Genomic DNA, 23,671 nt, shown 5'->3' with positions numbered 1-23,671 from the left:
GGAAAGAACCTATTTGACGCTTACCTTTATACATATATCCCTTCTTAAACTTCTAATTTATTTTTTCTATATTTTTTAATACTTACTATCTTTGCAATCAAATCGTTAGAAACCCCTAATAGATATTTAAATTCCTCTGTCCTATGAAAAATAGTGATATAAATTAGGTTGGGTACAATCAAACAGATAACTCCTCTTAATAACAAAGAAATAATTCCTTCATCTAGAAATTCATTACATATAAAACTTGTTATAACACATGTTCCTAAGCCTATTATTAAATAATATATATACTTAATGAAATAACTAAATACAGGTAACTTAAATACCTTTTTATAAACCAAGTAAGGTGCAACCCAAAATGGAACTACAAGAGTACTTATAAGTGTCCCAATAAATACACCTACGATACCGAAATATTGCACAAGTACAATAGAGACTACCAGATTTACTGCCGCTTCAATAAAAGGAGCATATCTATCCTCATGAAAAATCCCAGAAGTTGTTTTAATCGTAGATATAGACCGCCTCATTCCAGAAACATAAAAATTGATTATTAAAATAATGATTAATCCTTTACTCATAATAAACTCTGACCCAAGCCATAAAGTAATAAAAGGCTCAATGATGATATACAAAAGGATGGAAAAAAACGAGTATATCCAAAAGTTAAAAAACATGGTTACTTTAAAAATACTATAAATTTTATCATCACTTTCTTCAGCGACTAAGTTTCCAATACTGTGAGTCATATTGTTAAAAACTTGATTAATAAAAGTTCGACAAATATTAATTAACATATAATAATTTGAATACAATCCTACAGCAGTTACATTGACAAATGAAGCTATAATCAAATTATCCGTTCCGAAAACAGCATACCCACCAATATTATGCAATACTAAAGCTTTTACATTTTTGACGATATTACCTTTAGTCTCACTATCAAGTTTACTTGACACTTTATTTTTTATAAAAGGATACATTTTATTTACTAATATCGATAATATAATAGAAGTCGTTATAGTAATTACAATATCTATAATTAAATATAAAATATAATTACTCGTAAAATACAATATCCCAATCTTAATAAAAGTAGCAATAATAGTTGAAATAGTATAAATACCAGTAACAATATAACCTTTCTGACAAACATTTAGAAAAGAAATTTTGTGTGAAAATAAATAAGAAGCTGCCGTATTAAATAAAAAAAGAAAATAAATTAAATTAACATTTTCTACGTTGGTACCATTTGTAAAATGATCCAAAAAAGGTAATAATGAAAGGCCTAATAGAAAAACAACAAGAGCAATAACTCTATATGCTTTTTTATAGAAATTCATTAACATATTTATTTTTGCGATATCATTTTCTGCCACTGGTTTATATAGGTTATAAATAATAGCAGAACCAATACCAGCTTCAGCTAAAGAAAGCATTCCTAACACATTTGTAAACAGACCATTTATGCCTAAATACTCTACTCCTAAATAGGTAATAAATACTGTTCTTGAAATAAAACTGAGTAGAGTAATAATAATTTGGCTACCCAAACCAGTAGATATATTGATAATTGAGTTCTTTACTCGCATTTTTTCTCCTGCTTTTCTGATAAAATACTAAACAAAATAGATTAATTCTAACTACTGTAAGTTAATATACACACTTAATTCTGTATATTAATTTCTTCTCATTGCTTTCTTAATTTCTTCATAATATGGAATAGCGAAACGATTATCGTATTTACAAGATTTAAATCTTTTTAGCTCCTCAACTAATGCTGGCACTTCGTCAATAGAATCTGTATATTTAATATAATTTAAATGCTTAATCCACTCATATGTACCTTTTACTTTATAATTATAATTACTTAGCGCGATACAAGGTGTTCCAGTTATTGCAGCGAATACCATGCCGTGCAATCTATCTGTTAGAATGATCTCAGCTTGCCTAAATTCCTTGAATTTTTCTTCCACACTTGCAAAATTACTCTCTCCAACAGTATCTGTAATTGATACACTAGAAAATTCGCCCTCTAAGATATCTAATATCTCTGTTTTCTCAGCTTCTGATAGTAATCCCTCAATATCATTTCTACAACAGAATAAAGCTCCTTTTCTAACCTCATTTATTAGGGACTTATTTAAAGATAAAACAATATCAGGTGTTAAGATAATTTGACTATTATTAAAATTCCTCCTCATTAAATCATATGATTTTCTTTCTCTAGCAATTAAAGTTAATTGCTTATGTTTACTATAAATTTCTTTCGATTTAACTAATTCTCTACTACCTTCATCATTCGGAGTAAAATACATGGTCTGAGGAAATAATATAATTTGATTATTAGGAAATAACTGAATAATGGTTCTACGAGTATTTTCAGCTTTTTTGTATTCATTTCCTAAGTTACCTCCACCATGTAAAACAAATATGTCATCTAAACGTACATGTTTCTTCACAATATTTACATAGTTATTAAACTTTCCTAGACCCACACTAATAATCTCATAATCTTTAAAATTATCTTTTAAAAATTGTAGTTCCGCCATTAAAATAGCTTGATCTCCTAGGTTTCTATGGTCACAAGCATCTAATATAAATATCCTTCTTTTTGCACTTATTTTATCAAGATATTTTGCAAATTCATCACGTTTTTTTGAGTCCATTCTTTGCTGTTTTATTTCTGCAATATAGCCTTTTACCTTTAAATATCTCTTTATTTTTACAGGGACTAGTTTTTTTATCGAATCCATTTTTTCACCTCTTTGCGCTATTCAAACTACTTGATCTACAATTTGCTTTTCATATTCGGCATCAAAAAAATGATTATCATCTTCAATTCTATTATTTGCTTCAATTACATATTTATTTTCTATTTTTGTTCTTACTTTTGTCTTTTTTAGAAACCATTCAAACTCTACATCTAAATGACCAATATCAATTGCCTGGTAACCTAACTTATGTAAATCATAAGATAAAATAGTTGCTGTAGGTCCTAGCGCAATAAGAACAAGTTTTTCTTTATCATGCCTTTTTGCCTTTTGAAGAACTAAATCATATTTTTCAAATGCATTTTCACTGGGTGCCAATATTCTCTGGATGGAATTAGCATTATCAAATAAATTATTTCCTACTCCTAATCTAGAAAATTCACCTTCAATTATTAATAAATCTCTATTTCCCCATATTTTTTTTACCTTATCGAAATAACTTTCCAAGTTGGACTTATCTTCTATTGCAATATAATTTCTAGTAAAAGTTGAGTTATAGTAGGTTTTGTTGCGGTCTAAGTGCTTATACCATAATAAACGATAGTTTGCCACGTGATCCTTCCAAAACTTTTTTGACTCATTAGTTCTCATTGATAAATCTGATTCTGAAAAAACATTTGGAATGCATACCATTAACCCTTCATCATCACTAATTAATATATTCTTCAGCCTTCTACTTAACTCATTAGACCTTTTTTGAAATTTTAAATCCTTTGATTGAATAAGAAGATGAAATTCACCATCTCCATATCTACTTATAGAACATTTATCTTTAATTATCTTTTCAATTGTTTGCTCACTGGATAAAACATTTGGGGATTGATACATTATTGAACTCGCCTTATCTTTTCCAAAAAAATATAATAAACTAATATGCTTTTTAATATTAATCAATAATCTTTTAAACATATTATCACCTGCTTTCACGCTTATAAACTCCTGTCAGTAAGGGATAAACCTTAAATTTTAGTGCCAAATAATATATATATTCCTTAATACTATTACATTTATATGAAAAACCAATTTCTTTTAAGCTATCAGAAAACATTTCGTAATTAACTAATCTACGTAACTCATCATTTATATTTTTGCTCTGGCTATTTTTTAAATTATTTATAATCATCCTATATATATTATTTATATAATAATTAGCTAAATCTTTACTATAATGACTATATCTTAGTAAATCGAATTTTTTTGAAAGCTGTTTTCTTATTTTATATTGCAAAATTAAACTACTCTCTAATTTTGGTTTATACGGGACCCTCATTAAGCTATCTGGATTATTAACAGTGTAAAAATATAGAGTTTTCGATATTGCATACACTCTTTTAGATTCTAATAAAAACTCTAAATTAAAGATTACATCCTCTCCAATAAACACTTTTTCATTGAATCTAATATTATTCTCTTTAATAATGCTAAGTTTATAAATATACCTCCAGACAAAACATAAATCATTGTTTGAATGAATATTAGAAGAACTTAATACAAAAGCTTTTCCTTCCATTACTTTGTTTAACTGGTATCCAGGGATAATATTATTATTATTTGGTACAGTTTTATATCCACTAACAATAGCATCACAATTATTTTCCTCAGCCATTGCGAATAGTGAAATAAAATAATCTTCGGTAATCTGATCATCTGGATCAATAAACACTATGTATTTACCAGTAGCCATTTCTATTCCTGCATTTCTAGCACTACTTAAACCTCCATTTTCTTTATGCACAACCTTAATTTTTTTATCTTTTTGAGCGTATTGCTCACATATTGCTCTACAGTTATCTGTTGACCCATCATTAACTAAAATTAATTCAATATTATTAAAAGGCTGATTTAAAATATTTTCTATACAACTAGTTAGCCATCTCTCTACGTTATATATTGGAACAATAACACTTATTAAATCACTCAATACTTTTCACCTCTGATACAAATCTTAATCGACAAACCCTACTTTATTGATTAATTCCTCATGCATCTCATTTTTAAGAAAATATGATATATTTCCCCGTAAAGTATAATTACTGTCATATATTTTAGTAATATCTTTTAATTGTTTATTCTTTTCGATAAATTCCTCTACTGCAAATATAACCTTTGCAGGATTACCTGCTACTACACTTCCCTCAGGTATCGATTTTGTTACTATACTTCCAGCTGCAACTATTGAATTTTCACCAATGGTTACTCTAGGCATAATTAAAGCTCTGGCACCTATAAAAACATTATCTTCAATAGAAATACTGCCAATTTTAGTGTAATCAATTAATTTTTTTGTACTTGCATCATGAGCTAATAAATATGCTTGAGGCGCAATCGTGACATTATTACCTATTTTTATCAACCAACAATGTGAATAATCAAATATTACACCTGGTTGAATAGAACAGTTTTCACCTATTTTCATACCCATCTTTATATAATCTTCTAACCATATCTCTTCTAAAATAATTTTTCTAAATCTTGCCCTCAAAAAATCAAGAACCTTTTTTACCATAATCGTTCACACTGCCTTAGAATTGTTATGTAAATTTTTCATTCTAATACAAAAGCCTTGAGTAAAAGGCAATATATTAAATAACATCGAATATACCCCAATATCCTTCGTATCTCCTTGTGAAAAATCCACCTCACCGTTTCTCCTTGTTACTTTCATTAAATAACCTATCGCTTTATCTGTACTTGCTAGGCATTCTTTAGAAACCCCAGCTATTTTTGCTGCATTCAACATAAAATATCCTAATGTAGCCGTAGTTGATGAATCTGGTCTTGCTTCATTTCTTGTTACAGTCCAATTCCATGCTCCATTGTCTTGTTGAAACTTTAAAGATGCTGTAGCAAATTTCTTAACACTTAGTTCTAATACAGTCTTATACTTATTATTTTGTGGCAACTCATTCCAAGTATCGATAAGACCAATTGCATACCAGCCTAAGCCACGTCCCCAACCGTATAAGCCAAGTGGAGCTTTCGTTTTAATATTATAAGCATGGCTAGGTATGTTATGTTTTTCTAACATTCCATATTGTTCATATTTCTGAATCTGCTTTACTGCTAAATCTATGCATTCATCATTACCATATTTAATCCCATAGGAAACTAAAAAAGGACATATGAAACCTATCGTATCTACATACCTGTAGTTTTGCATAGATTTCCTATATCCAACCGTTCCATCTTCACCTATGTGATCTTCAATTAATTTCCATGTATAATCCAACGCGGGCTTATAATCATCTGGATTAATAAAATCCAATTTCAATATAGAATAGGCAAGTATTCCAGCATCAACATGTTCTGGTTTTTGAATCCATTGACCATTCTGGTTGAATTTTCTTCTTAAAAATCTTTTAATTTCCTTTTTTACTCTTTCATCTTTCCCATTATATTTCAGATACTCTCCTAAACCTAATAATAAAGCTGCTTCTTGCCAGTATTGTATCGCATTCTTAGTATAATTACCTTTTAACATATCTATTACAACTAATCTGTTATTATCCGTCACTTTAACTTTTGGTGTTTTGTTTAGCCATTTTACACCAGTACTAGTAATTGATTGATTCCATATTTCTTTGTCATCATATCTCCCAATGTGAATTCTACCAACCCATTCTTTGAAGATAGGAATAATATCAATAAGAATAACTAAGAATACCAAACTTATAAAGATAAAACCTATAACCTCTATTAACATACTTTTATCCTTTCTACACAGCTTCAATTAATTCGTATAATTTATTAATCTCAGACTCCGTTCCAAGCTGTTCTGTGGATAATTGTTCGATTAATTCTCTTCTCAATTTTTCATTATCTATTAAATTCTGAATTCCGATTGATATTGATTTAGGATCCATACCTACAATCAAACCATTTTCTTGATCCGTGATTTGATCTTTTGCCGTACTAAAGTTAGTTACAATTATTGGTTTTTTAAGTATTTTTGCTTCATCAATTGCAATAGACTTCCCTTCAAATCGAGATGGCTGGACATATATATCGGCTTCTCTTATATAGGGATACGGATTTTCTTTCATTCCTAAAAGAATAAAGTGATCCTCAAGTTGAAGATCTTTAATCATTTGTTCCAAATTTATTCTTTCTTCTCCTTCTCCTATTACTAACCAGTTTACTTGATATCCACTTGTAACCAAATCCTTGCAAGCTTCAATAGCCAGATCAAAACCTTTTTGACTATTAAGTCTTCCCACAGATACAAGATTAGTTACTTTCTGATTTAAATTAATTGTCTCCATTGATAACTTATTAATGATTGCGGGTGAAACAATATTATACATAACGCTGATCTTATCTTTATATATAGGAAACTGTTGTTTTAGAACATTTGCGCATTCTTCTGAGACGGTTACGATATAATCCAATTGATCAAAATATTGCATATCAATGGTGGAATCCATCCCTAGTTTATTGTAATCATTATGAATAAAGCCTATTTTTTTCTTTGCCTTAACCTTTTCAAGGCAGTAATAAATTGGATTCTTTTCCAGATATCCAATCGCTACATCATACTCTTTATCCATTTGTTTCAATGATTTTGATATATACTTCCATACCCTTTGTTCGCATCTGGCTCTATTTTCCTCTGTTTTAAAAATAAAGCCCGCACCTATTCTTGAAGTTGTAATATCTAACCTACCTTTTTTTAAAGCGTCGATAGTCGCTACTTTTATAGACATATCAAAGTACTTAAACTCTAATGGCTCATCCAATAGAGTTACTTGTTTAGGTATTTTATTAAAAAATAATCCTTCATGCTTAAATAAAAGTAAATCCACATTATATGCAGTGTAGTCAATTGTTTCTAATAAGGAAATTAATGCCTTCTCTGCACCGCCACAATTTAAATTATTAATGACAAATAGTAAATCTTTTTTCATATTTTGAGCCACCCACTAAATAATCTCATAAAGCTTGTTTATTTCATTTTCAGTACCTAATTGTTCATTAGATAGATTATTTATAAAACTATGCTTAAAATCTTGATTTTGTATGAGCCTTTCAATTCCTTCTGATAAACCTTGTTCATTCATATCTACAATCAATCCATTTATTTCATTTGTTATCTGATCTTTTGCTGTTTCATAATTTGTCACGATTATAGGTTTATGAAGTATTTTAGCCTCATCAATAGCAATTGATTTGCCCTCATATCTCGATGGCTGAATATATATATCTGCCTTTTTTAAATATGGATAGGGATTTTCTCTTAATCCCAAAAGTTTAAAATGATCTTCTAATTCTCTCTTCTTAATCATTTCTTCTAATTTATTTCTTTCATTTCCTTCTCCTATTACATGCCATTTTATGTTATAACCTTTATCAACTAATTGTTCACATGATCTTATAGCAATATCTAATCCTTTTTCATGACTTAATCTTGCAATCGTCATTAAAATAATCTCATTTTGCTCAGTGCAAAAGGAATCTTTAATTGAACTATCTGATAGTTTATGAATAAGAGTCGGTGAAACGATATTATAAATTACCTTCACCTTGTTCCCTATTCCCCTAAAGTTTTCTTTTAAAGATTTAGCACATTCTTCTGAGACCGTGACAATTTGATCTAGTTGGTTAAAATAAGGCTGATCAAAATGGTGATCCATACCTGAATTTGTGTAATTTGTATGTATCCAGCCAATTTTTCTCTTAGATTTCACTTTATCGACAACAAAATAAATAGAAGATTTTTCAAGGTAACCTATTGCTGTATCATATTCTTTTTCAAGAATATCCATAGATTCACTTTGATATTTCCAAGTATATTGCTCTGCCTTTGATGTATCCTTAATTATCCTATTTTTCAGTGCAAAGGTAAGTCTTACATAAGCTAACTGAATTTTTCTACTCCTAATAAATTTACGAACAGAACGATTTAGAGAATATTTAAATGTTTGATAATCTCCTAGGGGTTCAACAATATTTACTTGTTTCGGTAGCACATTGAGAAACACACCACTTTTATGAAATAACAATAAATCCACGTTATAAGAATTATAATCAACTTGGGATAGTAGGTTGATTAAACTCTTTTCTCCACCACCTGCCGCTAAGCTAGGTATAACAAATAATAGATTCTTCTTCATCGTTTCCCTCTAATTATGAAATTAACTCATTAAGGTAGTCTACTGCCTTATAAGATATTTTCTTTATATTTGGTATAGACTGTTGTAATTTTGTTCTTATCTCATCTTCTTCTCTAACCATCTTATTAAAGTTAGAAATGAGCATTTGACTATTAGAGATTTGTTCTATCCCAAGCACTAATTTTTCTTCCCCAAATAAATCTTTTGCAATACCTTTTGACTTTACACTATATCCTAATACCATTGTGGGAACATATTGGGAATAAGCTGCAATGGTCGCATGTGTTCTAGCCCCTATAAAAAATCTCATTCTAGCAATGTATCCCTTATATTGAGTAGCATTAAGATGGTCGGGTAAAATAATGACCCTTCCAGTATCTTTATACATGTCGAAATAATTAGATAAAAGTTGATAATCATTATTTCCGCTCTCCATAACATGTGGAGTTAATGCGATCGTTAAGTTAGTCTCTTTTAAAATATGATTAATAAGATCATTGATAGCCATCTTTGATTTCGGATTTTTCCCCTCGACTAACGGACTAAAGTTAAGACCTACTATATTTCCATCTTGCCATCCTTTAGGTAACTCTAATTCTTCTTTTTCTAATGTAAAGGCAGGATCTGCACATAATTTGACATTATTTAAGCCCTTATTTATTAACATATTATAAGTTAATGTTTCGCGAGCAAGAATTAAATCAAATAGTTTAAGATCTTCTAATTTTCTTGGGGACATATCCTCTTCCCCAATTGAACATCCCCAGAGTACTAATTTTTTCTCTTGCTGTTTTACCCTTCTATCTATTTCATACCAACCAGGCTGCTCACCATAACAGTAATTATCTCCACCAATTGACAAACAAACATCTACATCCTTTATCCGATTAATAATAGTATGATGAATTTTCCCTAATGCGTAAGATTCATCTTTAAAAAGCTTTACATTTAACGAGGATATTAACCAGGAAAGTGAGTATTTTTTTATCTCATTATTCGATCCATCATAGATACCATCTAATTTTGTGATACCCTTATCTGTTTCAGGTTTTCCTGATGCTAAATAAACTTTAGCTCCATCTACTTTTTCTTTTATCAAATTAGTAGTGGACCTTACAATGGCCTCACACCCTCTATTTAAACTACCGCCATGAGCAAACATCATGATCTTCATACATAATCCTCCAGTTTATTTATTTCTAAACCTGCTATACAAGGTAACATAGTATAGTCCCATGGTTGATTTTTTTAACATCATATTTATCAAGACTTTCTCGTACCTTCCTAATAAATGGTACTTTTCACTATAATAAATTATTAATGCTTCTTTTACTTGGTTGTTTGAGATCATATTTCGTACATATCGATATCTCTTTCGAAAAGCAAGAGCCTTCGTTGGTGTAAAGTAAATATGAATATAAGCTAATACACTATTTACTAATTTAATAGCTTTAAGTTTTTCAATCTTTTTTCTCTCTATTTTATCAATAAAAACTCTCGGTAATTCAGATGAATAAACTTCTAATGCTCGCTTAAAATAGTCTTTTTGTAGAATATCTCTTGTTGCACTTCCTTTCACTTCTCGATAATGATAGCCCGTATAGTCAATATATTTTATTCTTGTTGCATAACTAAAAGCCTTAATATTAAAGATCCCATCTTCACCTAAGGCAAACCTTTCTGGGAATTTCACTTTATTATCATATATCATTTTATTCCTATAAATTTTATTCCAGGCAGTATTTAAATTGTCTGCCATAATAAAATACGGTAAGACTTGTTGTTCTATAAAGTCCTTTTGTAGGCTTATATTAATAGGAAATAAATATTTTGTTATTACCTTATGTCCTTCTAATTCACTTTCAAAATTTGATATCACAATATCACAATTATTTTCTCTCGCTGAGTTGTATAATTTCTCATACATATCTTTTTCTATATAATCATCGGCATCAACAAATCCAACATACTCTCCAGAAGCAGCCTTAAGTCCGTTATTCCTTGCAATACTGACACCTTGATTTTCTTGATTAATAAGAATGATCCGATTATCCTTCTTTTTAAACTCATCAATAATAGCGCTACTTCGATCTTTTGACCCGTCATTTACAAAAATAAATTCACATTCTTCAAGTGTCTGATTGATAAGTGATTCAATACATTCAATAATGTACTTTTCTGCATTATAAACAGGAATAATTATACTTACTTTTATATTCATAACTTAATTGCTCCTATCAGCCAATTAAACTGTATAATTTATCTAGTTCATGATCATTACTATGATCAAATTTCTTATTATGATTAATGAATTTTCCTCTCATATCTTCATTTTTATACAATACTTCAATTTCACAGGCAATTGACTCCACACTTAAATCTTTACAAATAACTCCGTCTACACCTTTTTCTATTTGACTACCCGCTGTTGAATAATTGGTAATAATGATAGGTTTAGCTAAGATTTTAGCCTCTGTAACCGTCACTGCTTTTCCTTCATAACGCGAAGGCTGTACATATAGATCACATGCTTTCATAAAAGGATATGGATTAGTTTTCTTTCCTAATAAAATAAAGTCCTTTTCTAAATTATTCTGTCGAACTAATTCTTGAATCTTCGCTTCATCTCCACCATATCCGACAACGTACCAAGCAATGTCGTCATAACCTTTATCCTTTAGCAACTTCAAAGCTTCTACGGCTTTATCTATTCCTTTTGCATGTGACAATCTCGCTACTGTTAAAAGTTTCAATCGGTTATCACTTTCCATTGGATTATCTAATTCTTCTTTTCCCATCTTTTGAATAAATTCAGGAGAAGTAATATTTTCTACAACTGATACTTTTGATTCTAACTCTTTATATTTTGCAAGAAATGCATTTTTACATGCTTCAGAAACAGCTATAATATGATCAAATTGATGCCACATTTTTAAATCCAACTTTATATCCGTTTCAATTGTCGAATAGTCCGTATGAATCCAAGCAATTTTTTTCCTTGCCTTTACCTTTTCAGCTACAAAATAATGCGGCCATAAATAGCTAATGGCAACATCATATTCTTTTTCCATTTGAGGTAAGAAAGGAAGAGCATATTTCCACATGATTTGCATTTGATAATAGCCAGGCTCAGCTATCTTTTTTCTTTTTTGATAAAATTTAGTATTCATTTTTGATAAAATTCTTGATAACCCTATACCAATATGACCTTCTTTGACTGTCTCGCTTATCGACTTTCTAAAAGTTGTATATTGAGGGATTTCTTTTAATAAGTTGGGTTTACTTGGCAACATTTTCATGAAATCCCCTTGATGTCTATACAGCATTAGATCTACCTTATAGTCAGAGTAGTCAAAGCTCTCCAACATATTAATAAGACTTCTTTCAACTCCCCCAACTTCCATATCAAAAGAAGCTACTAATACTTCCTTCATCATGATCACCTATGTTCCTGAAACTTTTTTTCTTAATCTTGCAATAGTATCTCCACCAATTATTTTTGCGGCAACCTTTTTCACATTGCTTTTAAACCTTGCCTTTGGCGGTAGCCAGCTTTTATAAAAGTAATGCATAGCATATGTTTTATCTGATTTGAACGACCGGCAATTAATATAGTCATATGGCGAAAAATAAGGTTGTGGATAAAAGGCTCCAATTCCTTCAAGTTCTTGATAGAGCCCATTTGTTTTCAAACCCAAACACTCTAACATTTTTGTTAGGACTGCTACATTTGTAAGATCGTTAAAACTTCCATCCTCTTCAATAAACTTCCTACCTGAATAGGAATCTAAAAATTGTTTAATCAGCTTATTCCCTTTTGCAGCCCCGATTGTACTTGTGGCAATATAGTTCTCTTGCTCAAAGCCCCAAAAGGAATCATGATGTAATAAATCATCAAATGATTTATAGACCTCAACATCTGTATCCAAGTAGATACCGCCAATATGATAAAGTCCATGCACCCTGGCATAATCACTGACAAAAGCAAATTTGTCTGCCTCATAGGCCTCTTTTACATAGTCATTACAGTTCACATCAAAGTTTTGTTCATTCCACTCGACAATTTCATAATCTTTTAAGTTTTGTTTCCAGCTCTCGATACATTTCTTTACGAGATCCGGTTTTTCTTTTCCACCAAACCAGCAATAATGAATCATTTTAGGAACCTTATTTGTTTTACTCATTTTTTCCCTCATGACAACTCATATTCATTTCTTCCTCTTGATTATTTTTCCATTTAATGAATTCAATTAATGTTTTGTATTCTTGAATGTCTTCCTTTTTAAGCCCTGATTTTTTAATTTCTTCAATTAAATCGATCCATTCTGTATGAAGCGTTTCTGTTTCTGCTATTTCTCCGTTTATCAATGTTTTGACTTCAACATCCAAAACTCGGGCAATTTTTTCTACTATTTGAATAGACGGATTTTGATTAATATTTCTCTCAATATTACTTAAATAGGATTTAGCCACATTTGCTCTTTCGGCTAATTCTGATAATGTTAAATCTTTTTCTTTTCTCAACAAGGTAATGTTTTTTCCAATCATTCCTTCATCCAACCTCTATTTAGATAACTTCATCCATCATTTTTGTTTTACTATTGAACTCATTTGATTTTAAACAATTTTTGATACAATTAATGACTTTCATTTGATCATCTTCGTTCATATTAGATCCGGATGGGAGGCAGATTCCACGTTGAAATAATACTTCGGATACACTTTGATTCTCATCATGTGGGTAATACGTTACCCCGTTAAAAAGAGGCTGCATATGAAGTGGCTTCCATACAGGCCGCGCCTCAATATTTTTTTCAGCTAAAGCTCTTAAAAGACTGTCTTTTGAAACGCCAAGCTTTTCTTCAGCTACTAACAAGGCGGTCAACCAACGATTTGAGTACGTTTCCTCTAACTCAGGCATAAACTGTATACCTGGGATGGATGAAAGATGATCGTAATAACGTTGAAAAATCTCTCTTCTGGCCTTTACTCTTTCGTCTAATACCTCTAATTGGGCTCTTCCAATCCCTGCTAAAATATTGCTTAACCGATAATTAAATCCTGTTACACTATGCTGATAATGTGGAGCAGGATCACGAGCCTGTGTCGCTAAAAAACGAGCTTTCTTTAAAGCTTCTACATCGTTTGAAATAAGCATCCCACCGCCAGAAGTGGTAATAATTTTATTGCCATTAAAGGAGTACACACCAAACCCTCCAAATGTTCCGCTGGCCTTTCCTTTATAACGAGCACCCAATGATTCGGCTGCATCTTCAATAATAGGAACGTTATAATAATCACAAAGTGATAACAGCTCATCTATTTTTGCACTTTGACCATAAAGGTTTACAATAATAATAGCTTTCGGCAGCTTCCCTTCAGTTGAAGCATCCTGTAATGCTTTTTCAAGTGCTTGTGGAGACATATTCCACGTATCAGGCTCTGAATCAATAAAGACCGGTTCAGCTCCTTGATATAGAATAGGATTTGCACTTGCAATAAAGGTTAAGGTCGAACAAAATACTTTATCTCCCTTACCTACACCTAATAAAGAAAGAGCCAAATGAATCGCTGCAGTACCTGAACTTACGGCTACAGCATCATTGGCTCCTACATAATCAGCTATTTCTTTTTCAAACGCATCCACATTTGGTCCGAGCGGGGCAATCCAATTCGTCTCAAATGCCTCTCGAATATATTTTTGTTCGTTTCCACTCATATGTGGGGAAGACAAAAAGATTCTTTTATGCGGCAAATACTCCACCTCCTAATGATTACTTATTTTTACCTTAGCGGGAGTCCCAACAGCTGTACAATCGCTCGGTATATTTCTAGTTACTGTTGCTCCTGCCCCAATCGTGGACCATTTTCCAACCGATACTTGTGGGATAAGTGTAGCTCCTGCCCCAATATGCGTCCCCTCTTCGACCATAACATTGCCTGTTAATGTCGCTTTCGGTGATATATGAGCATAATCACCTACTCTCGTATCATGTTCAACAATGGATCCTGTATTAATAATCGTATATTTACCTATATCAGCATCCGCATTGACTACTGCATTTGCCATGATGACTGAACCATAACCAACCTTGGCACTTGAACTTATAATAGCTGATGGATGAATCAATACAGCATAATCATGATCTAAAAGATTCAATCTTTCGACAGTCATTTTTCGTACTCTGTTATTTCCAATTGCAATTATGAACTTGATTTCCTCAAAATAATCTAGCAAACTCTTCGATGAAAGAATAGGACCATAATGAATTCCTTGATGGACATAACTGTGATTATATTTATCATCAAAATAACCAATAATTTCAATGTCCCTTATTGCTAGTATGATGTCTTGAATAACCTTACTATGACCACCTTGACCAATAATCGCTAGTCTCATCGATGCCCCCCTTTTACATTCGCTTATTCCCTTTAAAGCTTTCCATCGTCACATGATTAGCTTGGCTAATCCCTTCTGATTTGGCCACCTTCATAAAGGTTAAGAACAAAATCTTGATATCAAGTAATAATGAATAGTTTTCTACATACCAAACATCCAGTTTGAATTTTTCTTCCCATGTGATCGCGTTTCTTCCATTAATTTGTGCCCATCCAGTTATTCCTGGTCTTACTTGATTTCGCTTAGCTTGTTCTTCTGTATATAATGGAAGATATTCCATCAATAATGGCCTTGGTCCTACTAAACTAAGATCCCCTTTTATGACATTAATCAGCTGTGGCAATTCATCCAAACTATATTTTCTTAAGAATTTACCAAAAGAAGTAAGTCTCACATGGTCTGGAAGTGGGTTACCTTGTTGATCTCTTTGATCGGTCATCGTCCGGAATTTATAAAGATAAAAAGGCTTTTCATGTAACCCAGGCCGCTTTTGTTTAAAAATAACGGGTGATCCTAATTTTATTTTTACAAGTATTGCAACAATCAAAAGGATCGGAATAGCTAAGATAAACAATGTGATGGAACTAAACAGATCAAAGCATCTTTTCATTTAAGGCAACTCCTGATAAGTACTGTAAATTTCTTTACCTCATAAAAAAACCTCGCTATTAACTATGCGAGGTTCTTCATTATGATTGATTATACCTTTACTTTCATATCCATTTGGATTGTTCGACTGCCATAGCCATGCATCTTCACACATTTCATTAATCCCTTTTTCTGCTACCCAGCCTAGCTCTTGTTTCGCCTTCATTGGATCCGCATAACAAACTGGAATATCACCTGGTCTTGGCTCAACAATTCGATATGGAACTGACCTGCCAGAGGCCTTTTCAAAAGCTGAAATCATTTCTAAAACGCTATAGCCTTTTCCTGTTCCTAAATTGTAAGCTTCAATCCCATGATTGTTTAAAACTTTTTCAAGTGCTTTTAGATGTCCTTTGGCAAGATCTACTACATGAATATAATCTCTAACCCCTGTACCATCTTCAGTTGGATAGGTATTTCCAAAAACACTAAGCTCCTTTAACTTCCCTACTGCCACTTGCGTAATATATGGCATTAAATTATTCGGTATCCCTTGTGGGTCTTCCCCAATAAGTCCACTAGCATGTGCCCCAATCGGATTGAAGTAACGTAATAATGCAATGCTCCAGCTTGGATCTGATTCATACAAATCACCTAATATTTCTTCAATCATCAACTTCGTTCGTCCATATGGATTCATTGCCATAAGAGATGCATCCTCTGAAATAGGAACCTGCTCCGGCTCGCCATAAACAGTAGCAGATGAGCTAAAGACGAATGTTTTTACATTGAACTTTTTCATCACTTCACAAAGAATGACTGTACTAAAAAGATTATTTCGGTAATACCAAAGTGGGAGATTGACTGATTCCCCAACAGCTTTAAGCCCAGCAAAGTGAATCACTGCTTCAATATTATTTTCCAAAAAAACCTTTCCCAATTTTTCCCGATCCATTAAATCAATACTATACGTTCTGAATCTTTTACCTGTGATTTCTTGAACTCTTTTTAATGCTTCAGGTTTACTATTCAAAAAATTATCAATAACAATAATTTCATATCCTTTGTTTAACAATTCAACACAGGTATGACTACCGATATATCCCGCTCCTCCTGTTACTAAAACTTTCATTGATTCTTCCCTCCTGTACGTAAATCTAAAAACTTAGTACTACTGCTAAACTCTTATGTAAATATCCTCTATTTCCTTTACCGTGCTACTTACATCAAACTTTTTTAGTTTTTCTTCATTAATTATATTTTTATAACTATTAGTATTTATATAATGATCTATCTTACTGGCCCATTTCTTTTCATATTCATTCAAAGATAAAATTGTGCATAATCCCAAGTCTGCTTCTTTCGGTATAGTATTGGAAATAAAACATGGAATACCAGATGCCTGAGCCTCTACTAATACAATCCCTAATCCCTCCCATTTAGACGGAAATAACATAAAATCCATTAATTTAAGAATTTCGGCTACATCGTCCCTTATCCCTAAGAAAGATATATTATTTTCTAACTTATATTTACTAACTAATTGTTTTACTTCATTTTCTAAAGAACCAGTGCCAACCCAGTAAAGATGTATATCATCTCTTATCTCTTTCAATTCTTTAATTATTTTTACAATAAACAAAGGGTTTTTGGGGTTATCTATACGCCCTATGGTGATAAAATTTAATTTCTCTTTATTAATATTCAAACCACTATTTACACTATTTTTATTAGGAGAAAATCTCTTTAAATCTATTCCATTAAATAGAACCTTACTTTTGCTTTTCTTCCATTTTAGATCATTCATATACTCATTTGCCTTTTCTGAGCAACCTACCTTATAATTAGCAAATATACTTATTAATAACTTCATTATTATAATGTAAAGCTTTTTAGGCAATGAGATATACTTTTCATTTACTGATAAATGTGCATGAGATATTCTAACTGGAACACCAGCAATAAAAGCAGCTAAAACATTTATTCCATTAAAAAAGTCCATATGACTATGTACTACATCAAATGGACCCTCCTTTTTAAGTATTTTTATCAAATTAACAAAGTGCTTGATGATCCCTAGTGTCCCACCGCCTATTTCAGCTGTTCGATAGATTTTCCCGCCTTGATTTATAATTCTTTGTTCATGGTGCTGCGTCCAATCTGTCGCTAAGGCAAAACTCACATCGATTTTTTCTTTATTTATATTCTCAAAAGTATTTAACACAAAAGTTCCAATTCCCTCAGTGGATATTCCAGATGTAATCTGCATAACTTTTACCTTATCACCCATATTAATATTCTCCTGTAAATCAATTTTCTATAGTAGCAGTTTACTAAGGAAAGAAAAATCTTAAAGTAATAAAAAACAATAATTACTGAATCTACCATATTAAATAATCACTTCTATAGACTATTTCAAGTGCTATTACTTGTTCATATATATAAAAAATCAAATAACAAATTAAAATACTATAATATACAAATTTCCTATCCTGTTTTGCCATTAAAACCACTAGCCAAGATACAAGAATTAGACTATAAAGACCAAAATAAATATTAAACCTAGCAAATATCCAGTTTTTGGTTGCAATAATTAAAAAAACGACACCTAGTGTCACTAAATTTACAATATAGTCACTTTGTGGCCATAACTCTCGTAGTTTCTCTTTCCCGAAAAAGGCGATCACTAGAGGAGTTGCATTTACAGCGACCCTTAATAAACTAGAACCACCTTCATTAACTTCACTATATTCACCATATTTAGTATCCTCAAGAGCAGAGAATAATATTTGAGAAAACTCGTTAAAGGCAGCAACAACTAATACTCCCAACCCGAGAAGAATATATGTATCTCTTGTCCATGCCTTTCTTCTAACAATGAAATAAACCGGAATAAATATTAAGGCCGACTGGTGAATAGTGGAAGCTAATAAAACAACAAATAGGAACTTCTTGAAGTTTCCATCTATAATATATTTTGTTGCTAAAAAAATCATTGCGGCTGCCAAACTTTGACGAATCCCATTCATCGATACAGTATATAAACCTGATGCAATATAAACATACAAGCTTAACTCAATCATTCGAGAATATTTGTACAATGTAATAACAATAAGAACATTTGTAATCAATGCTGTTGTGAATACAAGCAATTGTGGATCATCTGAAATACTACGCAAAATGGACTGCAAGATATTAAAACCAAATTCACCTTCAAGTTTTATATTTTGCAAGTTTGAATCTTCCATCAGAAAATAGCTATGCATGTAAAAGTAAGTGTCACCAATATTATTTCGAAGACCAGATACCATTACTAGTGAAAACATGGATATCAATATTAATAACTTATTTGGTTTAACATAAGTAATACTATCAGCTAATGGCTTAGAGAAGTACCTAGCCATAAAAGATGACAGGAAAACCATAAAAAGGTTCATCCAAAGGACTGCCATATTTAGAAATCCTTTCTTCTAAAATCACTCTTATTCCATTAATATTAGTCGACTTTCAAAATCGTTGATTTACCAGTATTTTGAATATACAAATATAAAGCAAATCCAAATGGAGTTGCTAATAAAGTCGTCCATTTACTTGGAGATTCTAATAAATATCTCTTATTCTTTATCATGAGATTACTAGAAACATAATGAATCGATTCTCTAAATTTCTCCTTATAAGTAGGCGCATATTTCATCGCTGTTTTTCTAAAAAAGGAAAAGCCTCTAGGATTTTTTTTGTATTGTTTAATAATATTTAAGCTTGATCCATCTTCTAAATACTCTACATGACATAAAATTTCATTCATTAAAAGTAGCGGACATTCCTGATCAATCAAAATATACTTATAACTGAGTGGACAATACTTTTCTCCAGGATATAACGGATACGATGGAACTTTTTTTGTTAAGCCTGTTCTATATACTAATTTCTTGTCACCTTTCACCTTATATTTACCATGTAAATCTGATAAAGTAGAAGAGGTTAAATGATCAGGTAAAGTTGTTCCAATTATTTTTCCATCTTCTGTAGCATCTAACCCTACAATCCCTGCAAACTTATCACTACCATACTTATTCCAAAATCGAATAATTTTTTCTACAGCACCATCTGGCATATAATCATCTGAATCAATACATACATTAAGCTCTGTATCTATATTTTCGTAGGCTGTATTATGAGCACCATGCATTCCTTGATTTTCTTGATAAATATAGCGAATTTGTACTTTGTTTTCTAGAATCCAATCTTTAACTAATTCCTTTGTATTGTCACTTGAGCCATCATCAATAATGAGCCATTCAAAATCGTTACAAGTCTGCCGTTTAAGACTCTCATAGCATTTATGAAGAGTATAAGCACGATTAAACGTAGGCGTAAAGACGGTTAGAGTTGGTCTCATCCTTTACCCCTCCATTTTCTATTATGGTAAGTAAACTATTTAGTACTAGTCGGTCAGGTCTCACGTATTGATGATAATATTTATAATTATTTACTTTCATCTCATATCGATAATCATCATCAAGTAATTGATATATCTGCTCTACACAATCTTCCGCAGTTTTAAATGTTAAATAGTTTTTTCCATTTTCAAAACTTCCAGGTACTTCATAATGAAGTTCTTCTGTTACAATCGCTTTACTTGCAGCAACATATTCGCCAAACTTCCACCCAATTGACTCATGTAATCCCATAGTTGCTATACAAATAGATGATTTCTTCACTTTTCTTAAATAGTTATTTCTTTTCATAATCGTGCTGTCCTGTATAACAATATCTGGGTAATATTTATTTGAAAAAGGTGATGGAGAAACACCACCGAAAAACTGATTACCGAACTCTTTTCTACATAACCGAATACACTTCGCGCGTACTTCATTTATATATGCACGCTCTTCACTCTTTGATTCCGAAATCTGTAACTCTTTATCACCTTTTGTATCCCATAACCTCGCCATAAAGAGGATGTTAGGATCCTTGTCTCTAACAGGAACATCTTCAAATGACTCTACATGATAGAGACCATTATAATATTCACTAAATGGCAACATACGGTAAAGCTTTTTTAACTTCTCCTTATTGGGATCATTACTCGTTGGTATATGTGAAATATTTTGGTTAACCGTAACCATATAGTTTAAACCTAATGGAAATATTTTATTTTTATGTTGTAATTCTTTATTATATAAACTGCTAAAACTTCTTTTAAAGCAAAAATCAAAGTCTTTTAACAGATCATCCATAAATTCAACATAATTCTGATCATCAGTTAATAGATTGTTGTAACCATCGTTAAGATCATATAAAACTCTTATTTTCTCATTCACAATTACTTCCATCATGTTGTACGGTACTCTATTTTTATCATTTTTTTTTAATCTTTCAATTTTTAAACTTATCACCTTTTGTCTTTGGAGCATAAGGAATCCTGCTGTAATATGGTAGAGATGAAGAGGAACTTCACCAAGTCGAATACAACATGATATAGTTGACATTTACTTACCTCCTTCTTTTTAAAATCTAAACACTAATTTTTGCTTCGCCGCTGTCGAATACTAAATTCCAATAGTATTCTTCAAGCCACTTGCAAGATGCTTTTATATCAAATCCACTTTCGTTTATGTATTTAGACGTATCTATTCTTTTATTTGAGGTTTGAAGGATCGTCTTTGCCCAACCTTGCAGTGAATTTCTTAAATCTTCATAGTGTATTAAACTTGCTCCAATATCAACTTCGTTTGTGATCACATTGGAAATAACACAAGGTAAACCTGCTCCTTGTGCTTCAACTAGAGTCACTGGCAAACCTTCATGAATTGAAGGGAACAACATAACATCAAAAGCTTGAAGGATTTGATGCACATCATCCCTAACCCCTAAAAATCTAACTTTATTAAACAACCCTAATTCATTAACTTTTCTTTGAATGTCACCTTTAAGAGGACCATCACCTACTAATACAAGAAATGCATTAGAATTTAGTTTTACAACTTCAGAAAAAATCTCAACTAAAAAAGAATGGTTTTTTTGATGATTGAATCTACCAACATGCCCAATAATAAAACTATCTTTCCTCAAGTGAAGTTCTTCTCTTTTTTTAAATTTAAATTCTAAAGAACCCTTAAACTTATCCAATTCAATTCCATTCTTTAATATAAATGCTTTGTCTGAGTTTGCTTTAAATAACCATTTAGAAGCCTCATTAGAGCATGCAAGTAAATGAGTAGCATTTTGTTTAATTAAATTGCCAATCATCCATTTATAAAATCTTGCTGAAACCCCTCCTTCACTACTCGTATTATGACTATGCGATATACGATATGGAATATTTGCTTTTTTAGTTGCCTTTAGAACAAGTCCACTCATTTTATCCATATGTGAATGTACAATTTGATACTCATTATTCTCTTCAAAAAACTTATTTAGTGCTTTCACATATGAAAAATGGCCAACCTCTGAAATATAGGGAATGCGAAATATATTACCTCCCAAATTTTTAATTTCATCATCAAACGCACCTGGCTTACATGTTAAAAAGTCAAATTGAATTTTTGCGTGGTCAATGTTACGATATAAATTCATTAGTAATGTCTCTGCCCCACCTCGGTTCATATTGACAACTACATGTAAAATCCTTAATGGACTGCCCACCTTTCACCCTCCGTTTCTCGCATATAAGCTTTGTAGATATGACTCTTCTCATCTAAAATTTTCGCTGTACTATAGGTTGATAACATTATTTTCCGACCGTTATTTCCTAATATACTTTTGAGTTCTGTATCCATTGTTAACAACTTCATTTTCTTAGCAAACTCTTCTACTTTTTGCGGATCAATAATCCAGCCATTTTTATTATTTGTAATAAGCTCTCGATGACCTCTATTATCCGTAGCAATAACAGGCAAGCCACAGGCCATAGCCTCCATCATATTAACCGGCAGCCCTTCACGAAGACTTGAGGCAACAGCCGCATCAGATATTTTCAATAGGGTTTCGATATCATTCCGATAGCCAAGGAAATGTACCATCTCTTTAATCCCAAGACGCTCGGCAAGTTTCTCGCACTCTATCTGTAGAGGACCTTTCCCTGCCAGCAGAAGTCTAGCATTTGGAACTTCTTCTTTTACAATCGCTAGTGCTTCTAGCAATAATTGTTGATTTTTATTCCTATTAAATTCAGCTGCATAAAATAGGATAAAGTCATCCTTTTGATAGCCATACATTTGTCTTAGCTGTTGTTTTTGTTCCTCCCCTATTGGCTTAAAAGTGTCTGTATTCACACCAACACCATGAACATGTTCTATTGTTTCTACTTTAAACCGTTTTTTAGCCAACTGATAATCCTCTGTATTGATCGTAATCAAACAGTCCGTATACTTCGCAAGATTTTTTTCAATTGGATAATAGAGAAGCCAATTTGCTAATGGTGCACCTTTGCAGAAATGAAAACCGTGTGCTGTATAAATCACCTTTGTACCGTTCTTTCTAGCCCTTCTTGCAGCAAGGCGTGCAAGCACCCCGCCCATTGGCGTATGACAATGAATGATTTTATAATGATTATGATCAATAATATTTTTCAACTCAGCGTAGGCTTTTATATTCCTGCTATTAAACGGTGATCTTGCAATCGGAATATCAAACTTTTGATCCGTAAAAGGGAGGTCCATACTGCCGGCTGCGGCAACATGAACCTCCCACCCTTGATCCTTGAACCACTTCATATAGGGCAAATGAAAGCTGCTAAAATGGTAATCAACTGTTGCACAAAACAAGACTCGTTTTTGCATATAGGTTCATCC

The 23,671-nt window shown here is 31.7% G+C and carries 23 protein-coding genes; all 23 read right to left on the bottom strand.

Features of this window, described 5'->3' with window-relative positions; all coding sequences use genetic code 11:
• Positions 1 to 44: 44 nt before the first annotated feature.
• The 23 genes from JMM81_RS10110 to JMM81_RS10000 all read right to left on the bottom strand — a co-directional run bounded on the left by JMM81_RS10110 (position 45) and on the right by JMM81_RS10000 (position 23,659).
• On the bottom strand, positions 45 to 1,595 hold the full coding sequence (locus tag JMM81_RS10110; RefSeq protein ID WP_256241449.1) for a lipopolysaccharide biosynthesis protein: 1,551 nt from the start codon (positions 1,593 to 1,595) through the stop codon (positions 45 to 47).
• Positions 1,596 to 1,682: 87 nt separating this feature from the next.
• Positions 1,683 to 2,759 carry a polysaccharide pyruvyl transferase family protein gene (locus JMM81_RS10105; protein WP_256241448.1) on the bottom strand — a complete coding sequence of 359 codons (1,077 nt, stop codon included), beginning with the start codon at positions 2,757 to 2,759 and terminating at the stop codon, positions 1,683 to 1,685.
• A gap of 21 nt (positions 2,760 to 2,780) precedes the next feature.
• A complete protein-coding gene (locus JMM81_RS10100; RefSeq protein ID WP_256241447.1) occupies positions 2,781 to 3,704 on the bottom strand; it encodes an SP_1767 family glycosyltransferase in 924 nt (307 codons plus the stop codon).
• A complete protein-coding gene (locus JMM81_RS10095; RefSeq protein ID WP_256241446.1) occupies positions 3,691 to 4,698 on the bottom strand; it encodes a glycosyltransferase in 1,008 nt (335 codons plus the stop codon). The genes JMM81_RS10100 and JMM81_RS10095 overlap by 14 nt, the downstream gene beginning before the upstream one ends.
• Before the next feature lie 24 nt (positions 4,699 to 4,722).
• Positions 4,723 to 5,283, bottom strand: coding sequence for an acyltransferase (locus JMM81_RS10090; protein ID WP_256241445.1), 561 nt, complete (start codon positions 5,281 to 5,283; stop codon positions 4,723 to 4,725).
• 6 nt (positions 5,284 to 5,289) lie between these two features.
• Positions 5,290 to 6,480: a glycoside hydrolase family 88 protein gene (locus tag JMM81_RS10085; protein WP_256241444.1), complete on the bottom strand. Its 1,191-nt coding sequence runs from the start codon at positions 6,478 to 6,480 to the stop codon at positions 5,290 to 5,292.
• A gap of 13 nt (positions 6,481 to 6,493) precedes the next feature.
• A complete protein-coding gene (locus JMM81_RS10080; RefSeq protein ID WP_256241443.1) occupies positions 6,494 to 7,681 on the bottom strand; it encodes a glycosyltransferase in 1,188 nt (395 codons plus the stop codon).
• A 15-nt stretch (positions 7,682 to 7,696) separates the two neighbouring features.
• Positions 7,697 to 8,887, bottom strand: coding sequence for a glycosyltransferase (locus JMM81_RS10075; RefSeq protein ID WP_256241442.1), 1,191 nt, complete (start codon positions 8,885 to 8,887; stop codon positions 7,697 to 7,699).
• Positions 8,888 to 8,900: 13 nt separating this feature from the next.
• A complete protein-coding gene (locus JMM81_RS10070) occupies positions 8,901 to 10,061 on the bottom strand; it encodes a polysaccharide pyruvyl transferase family protein (RefSeq protein ID WP_256241441.1) in 1,161 nt (386 codons plus the stop codon).
• Positions 10,062 to 10,076: 15 nt separating this feature from the next.
• Positions 10,077 to 11,108 carry a glycosyltransferase family 2 protein gene (locus JMM81_RS10065; protein WP_256241440.1) on the bottom strand — a complete coding sequence of 344 codons (1,032 nt, stop codon included), beginning with the start codon at positions 11,106 to 11,108 and terminating at the stop codon, positions 10,077 to 10,079.
• A 16-nt stretch (positions 11,109 to 11,124) separates the two neighbouring features.
• Positions 11,125 to 12,321: a glycosyltransferase gene (locus JMM81_RS10060; protein WP_256241463.1), complete on the bottom strand. Its 1,197-nt coding sequence runs from the start codon at positions 12,319 to 12,321 to the stop codon at positions 11,125 to 11,127.
• A gap of 9 nt (positions 12,322 to 12,330) precedes the next feature.
• Positions 12,331 to 13,071 (bottom strand): glycosyltransferase family 32 protein, encoded by a 741-nt coding sequence (locus JMM81_RS10055; protein ID WP_256241439.1) that lies wholly within the window; start codon positions 13,069 to 13,071, stop codon positions 12,331 to 12,333.
• Positions 13,064 to 13,435, bottom strand: a complete 372-nt coding sequence (locus tag JMM81_RS10050; protein WP_256241438.1) for a helix-turn-helix domain-containing protein — start codon at positions 13,433 to 13,435, stop codon at positions 13,064 to 13,066. Before JMM81_RS10050 ends, JMM81_RS10055 begins: the two co-directional genes overlap by 8 nt.
• Before the next feature lie 19 nt (positions 13,436 to 13,454).
• Positions 13,455 to 14,606 (bottom strand): DegT/DnrJ/EryC1/StrS family aminotransferase, encoded by a 1,152-nt coding sequence (locus JMM81_RS10045; protein WP_256241462.1) that lies wholly within the window; start codon positions 14,604 to 14,606, stop codon positions 13,455 to 13,457.
• Positions 14,607 to 14,654: 48 nt separating this feature from the next.
• Positions 14,655 to 15,287: an acetyltransferase gene (locus JMM81_RS10040; RefSeq protein WP_256241437.1), complete on the bottom strand. Its 633-nt coding sequence runs from the start codon at positions 15,285 to 15,287 to the stop codon at positions 14,655 to 14,657.
• Between the two features lie 13 nt (positions 15,288 to 15,300).
• Positions 15,301 to 15,897: a sugar transferase gene (locus JMM81_RS10035; RefSeq protein ID WP_256241436.1), complete on the bottom strand. Its 597-nt coding sequence runs from the start codon at positions 15,895 to 15,897 to the stop codon at positions 15,301 to 15,303.
• A gap of 39 nt (positions 15,898 to 15,936) precedes the next feature.
• The gene (galE, locus tag JMM81_RS10030; protein ID WP_256241435.1) at positions 15,937 to 17,007 is read right to left on the bottom strand and encodes a UDP-glucose 4-epimerase GalE; all 1,071 of its coding nucleotides are present in this window, start codon (positions 17,005 to 17,007) and stop codon (positions 15,937 to 15,939) included.
• 45 nt (positions 17,008 to 17,052) lie between these two features.
• Positions 17,053 to 18,165: a glycosyltransferase gene (locus tag JMM81_RS10025; RefSeq protein ID WP_256241434.1), complete on the bottom strand. Its 1,113-nt coding sequence runs from the start codon at positions 18,163 to 18,165 to the stop codon at positions 17,053 to 17,055.
• A gap of 91 nt (positions 18,166 to 18,256) precedes the next feature.
• On the bottom strand, positions 18,257 to 19,327 hold the full coding sequence (locus JMM81_RS10020) for an EpsG family protein (protein ID WP_256241433.1): 1,071 nt from the start codon (positions 19,325 to 19,327) through the stop codon (positions 18,257 to 18,259).
• Between the two features lie 44 nt (positions 19,328 to 19,371).
• Positions 19,372 to 20,274, bottom strand: coding sequence for a glycosyltransferase family 2 protein (locus JMM81_RS10015; RefSeq protein ID WP_256241432.1), 903 nt, complete (start codon positions 20,272 to 20,274; stop codon positions 19,372 to 19,374).
• Entirely contained in the window at positions 20,237 to 21,367 is a 1,131-nt protein-coding gene (locus JMM81_RS10010) for a glycosyltransferase family 1 protein (protein WP_256241431.1), read from the bottom strand. Before JMM81_RS10010 ends, JMM81_RS10015 begins: the two co-directional genes overlap by 38 nt.
• Positions 21,368 to 21,392: 25 nt before the next feature.
• The gene (locus JMM81_RS10005; RefSeq protein WP_256241430.1) at positions 21,393 to 22,523 is read right to left on the bottom strand and encodes a glycosyltransferase family 1 protein; all 1,131 of its coding nucleotides are present in this window, start codon (positions 22,521 to 22,523) and stop codon (positions 21,393 to 21,395) included.
• Positions 22,508 to 23,659, bottom strand: a complete 1,152-nt coding sequence (locus JMM81_RS10000) for a glycosyltransferase family 4 protein (protein WP_256241429.1) — start codon at positions 23,657 to 23,659, stop codon at positions 22,508 to 22,510. The genes JMM81_RS10005 and JMM81_RS10000 overlap by 16 nt, the downstream gene beginning before the upstream one ends.
• Positions 23,660 to 23,671: the final 12 nt, after the last annotated feature.

The organism is Bacillus sp. V3B, from assembly GCF_024494465.1.
GTDB lineage: Bacteria > Bacillota > Bacilli > Bacillales > Cytobacillaceae > Bacillus_BD.
The sequence above is the reverse complement of the archived record's forward strand: the minus strand, read 5'-3'. Positions and strand labels throughout refer to the sequence as shown.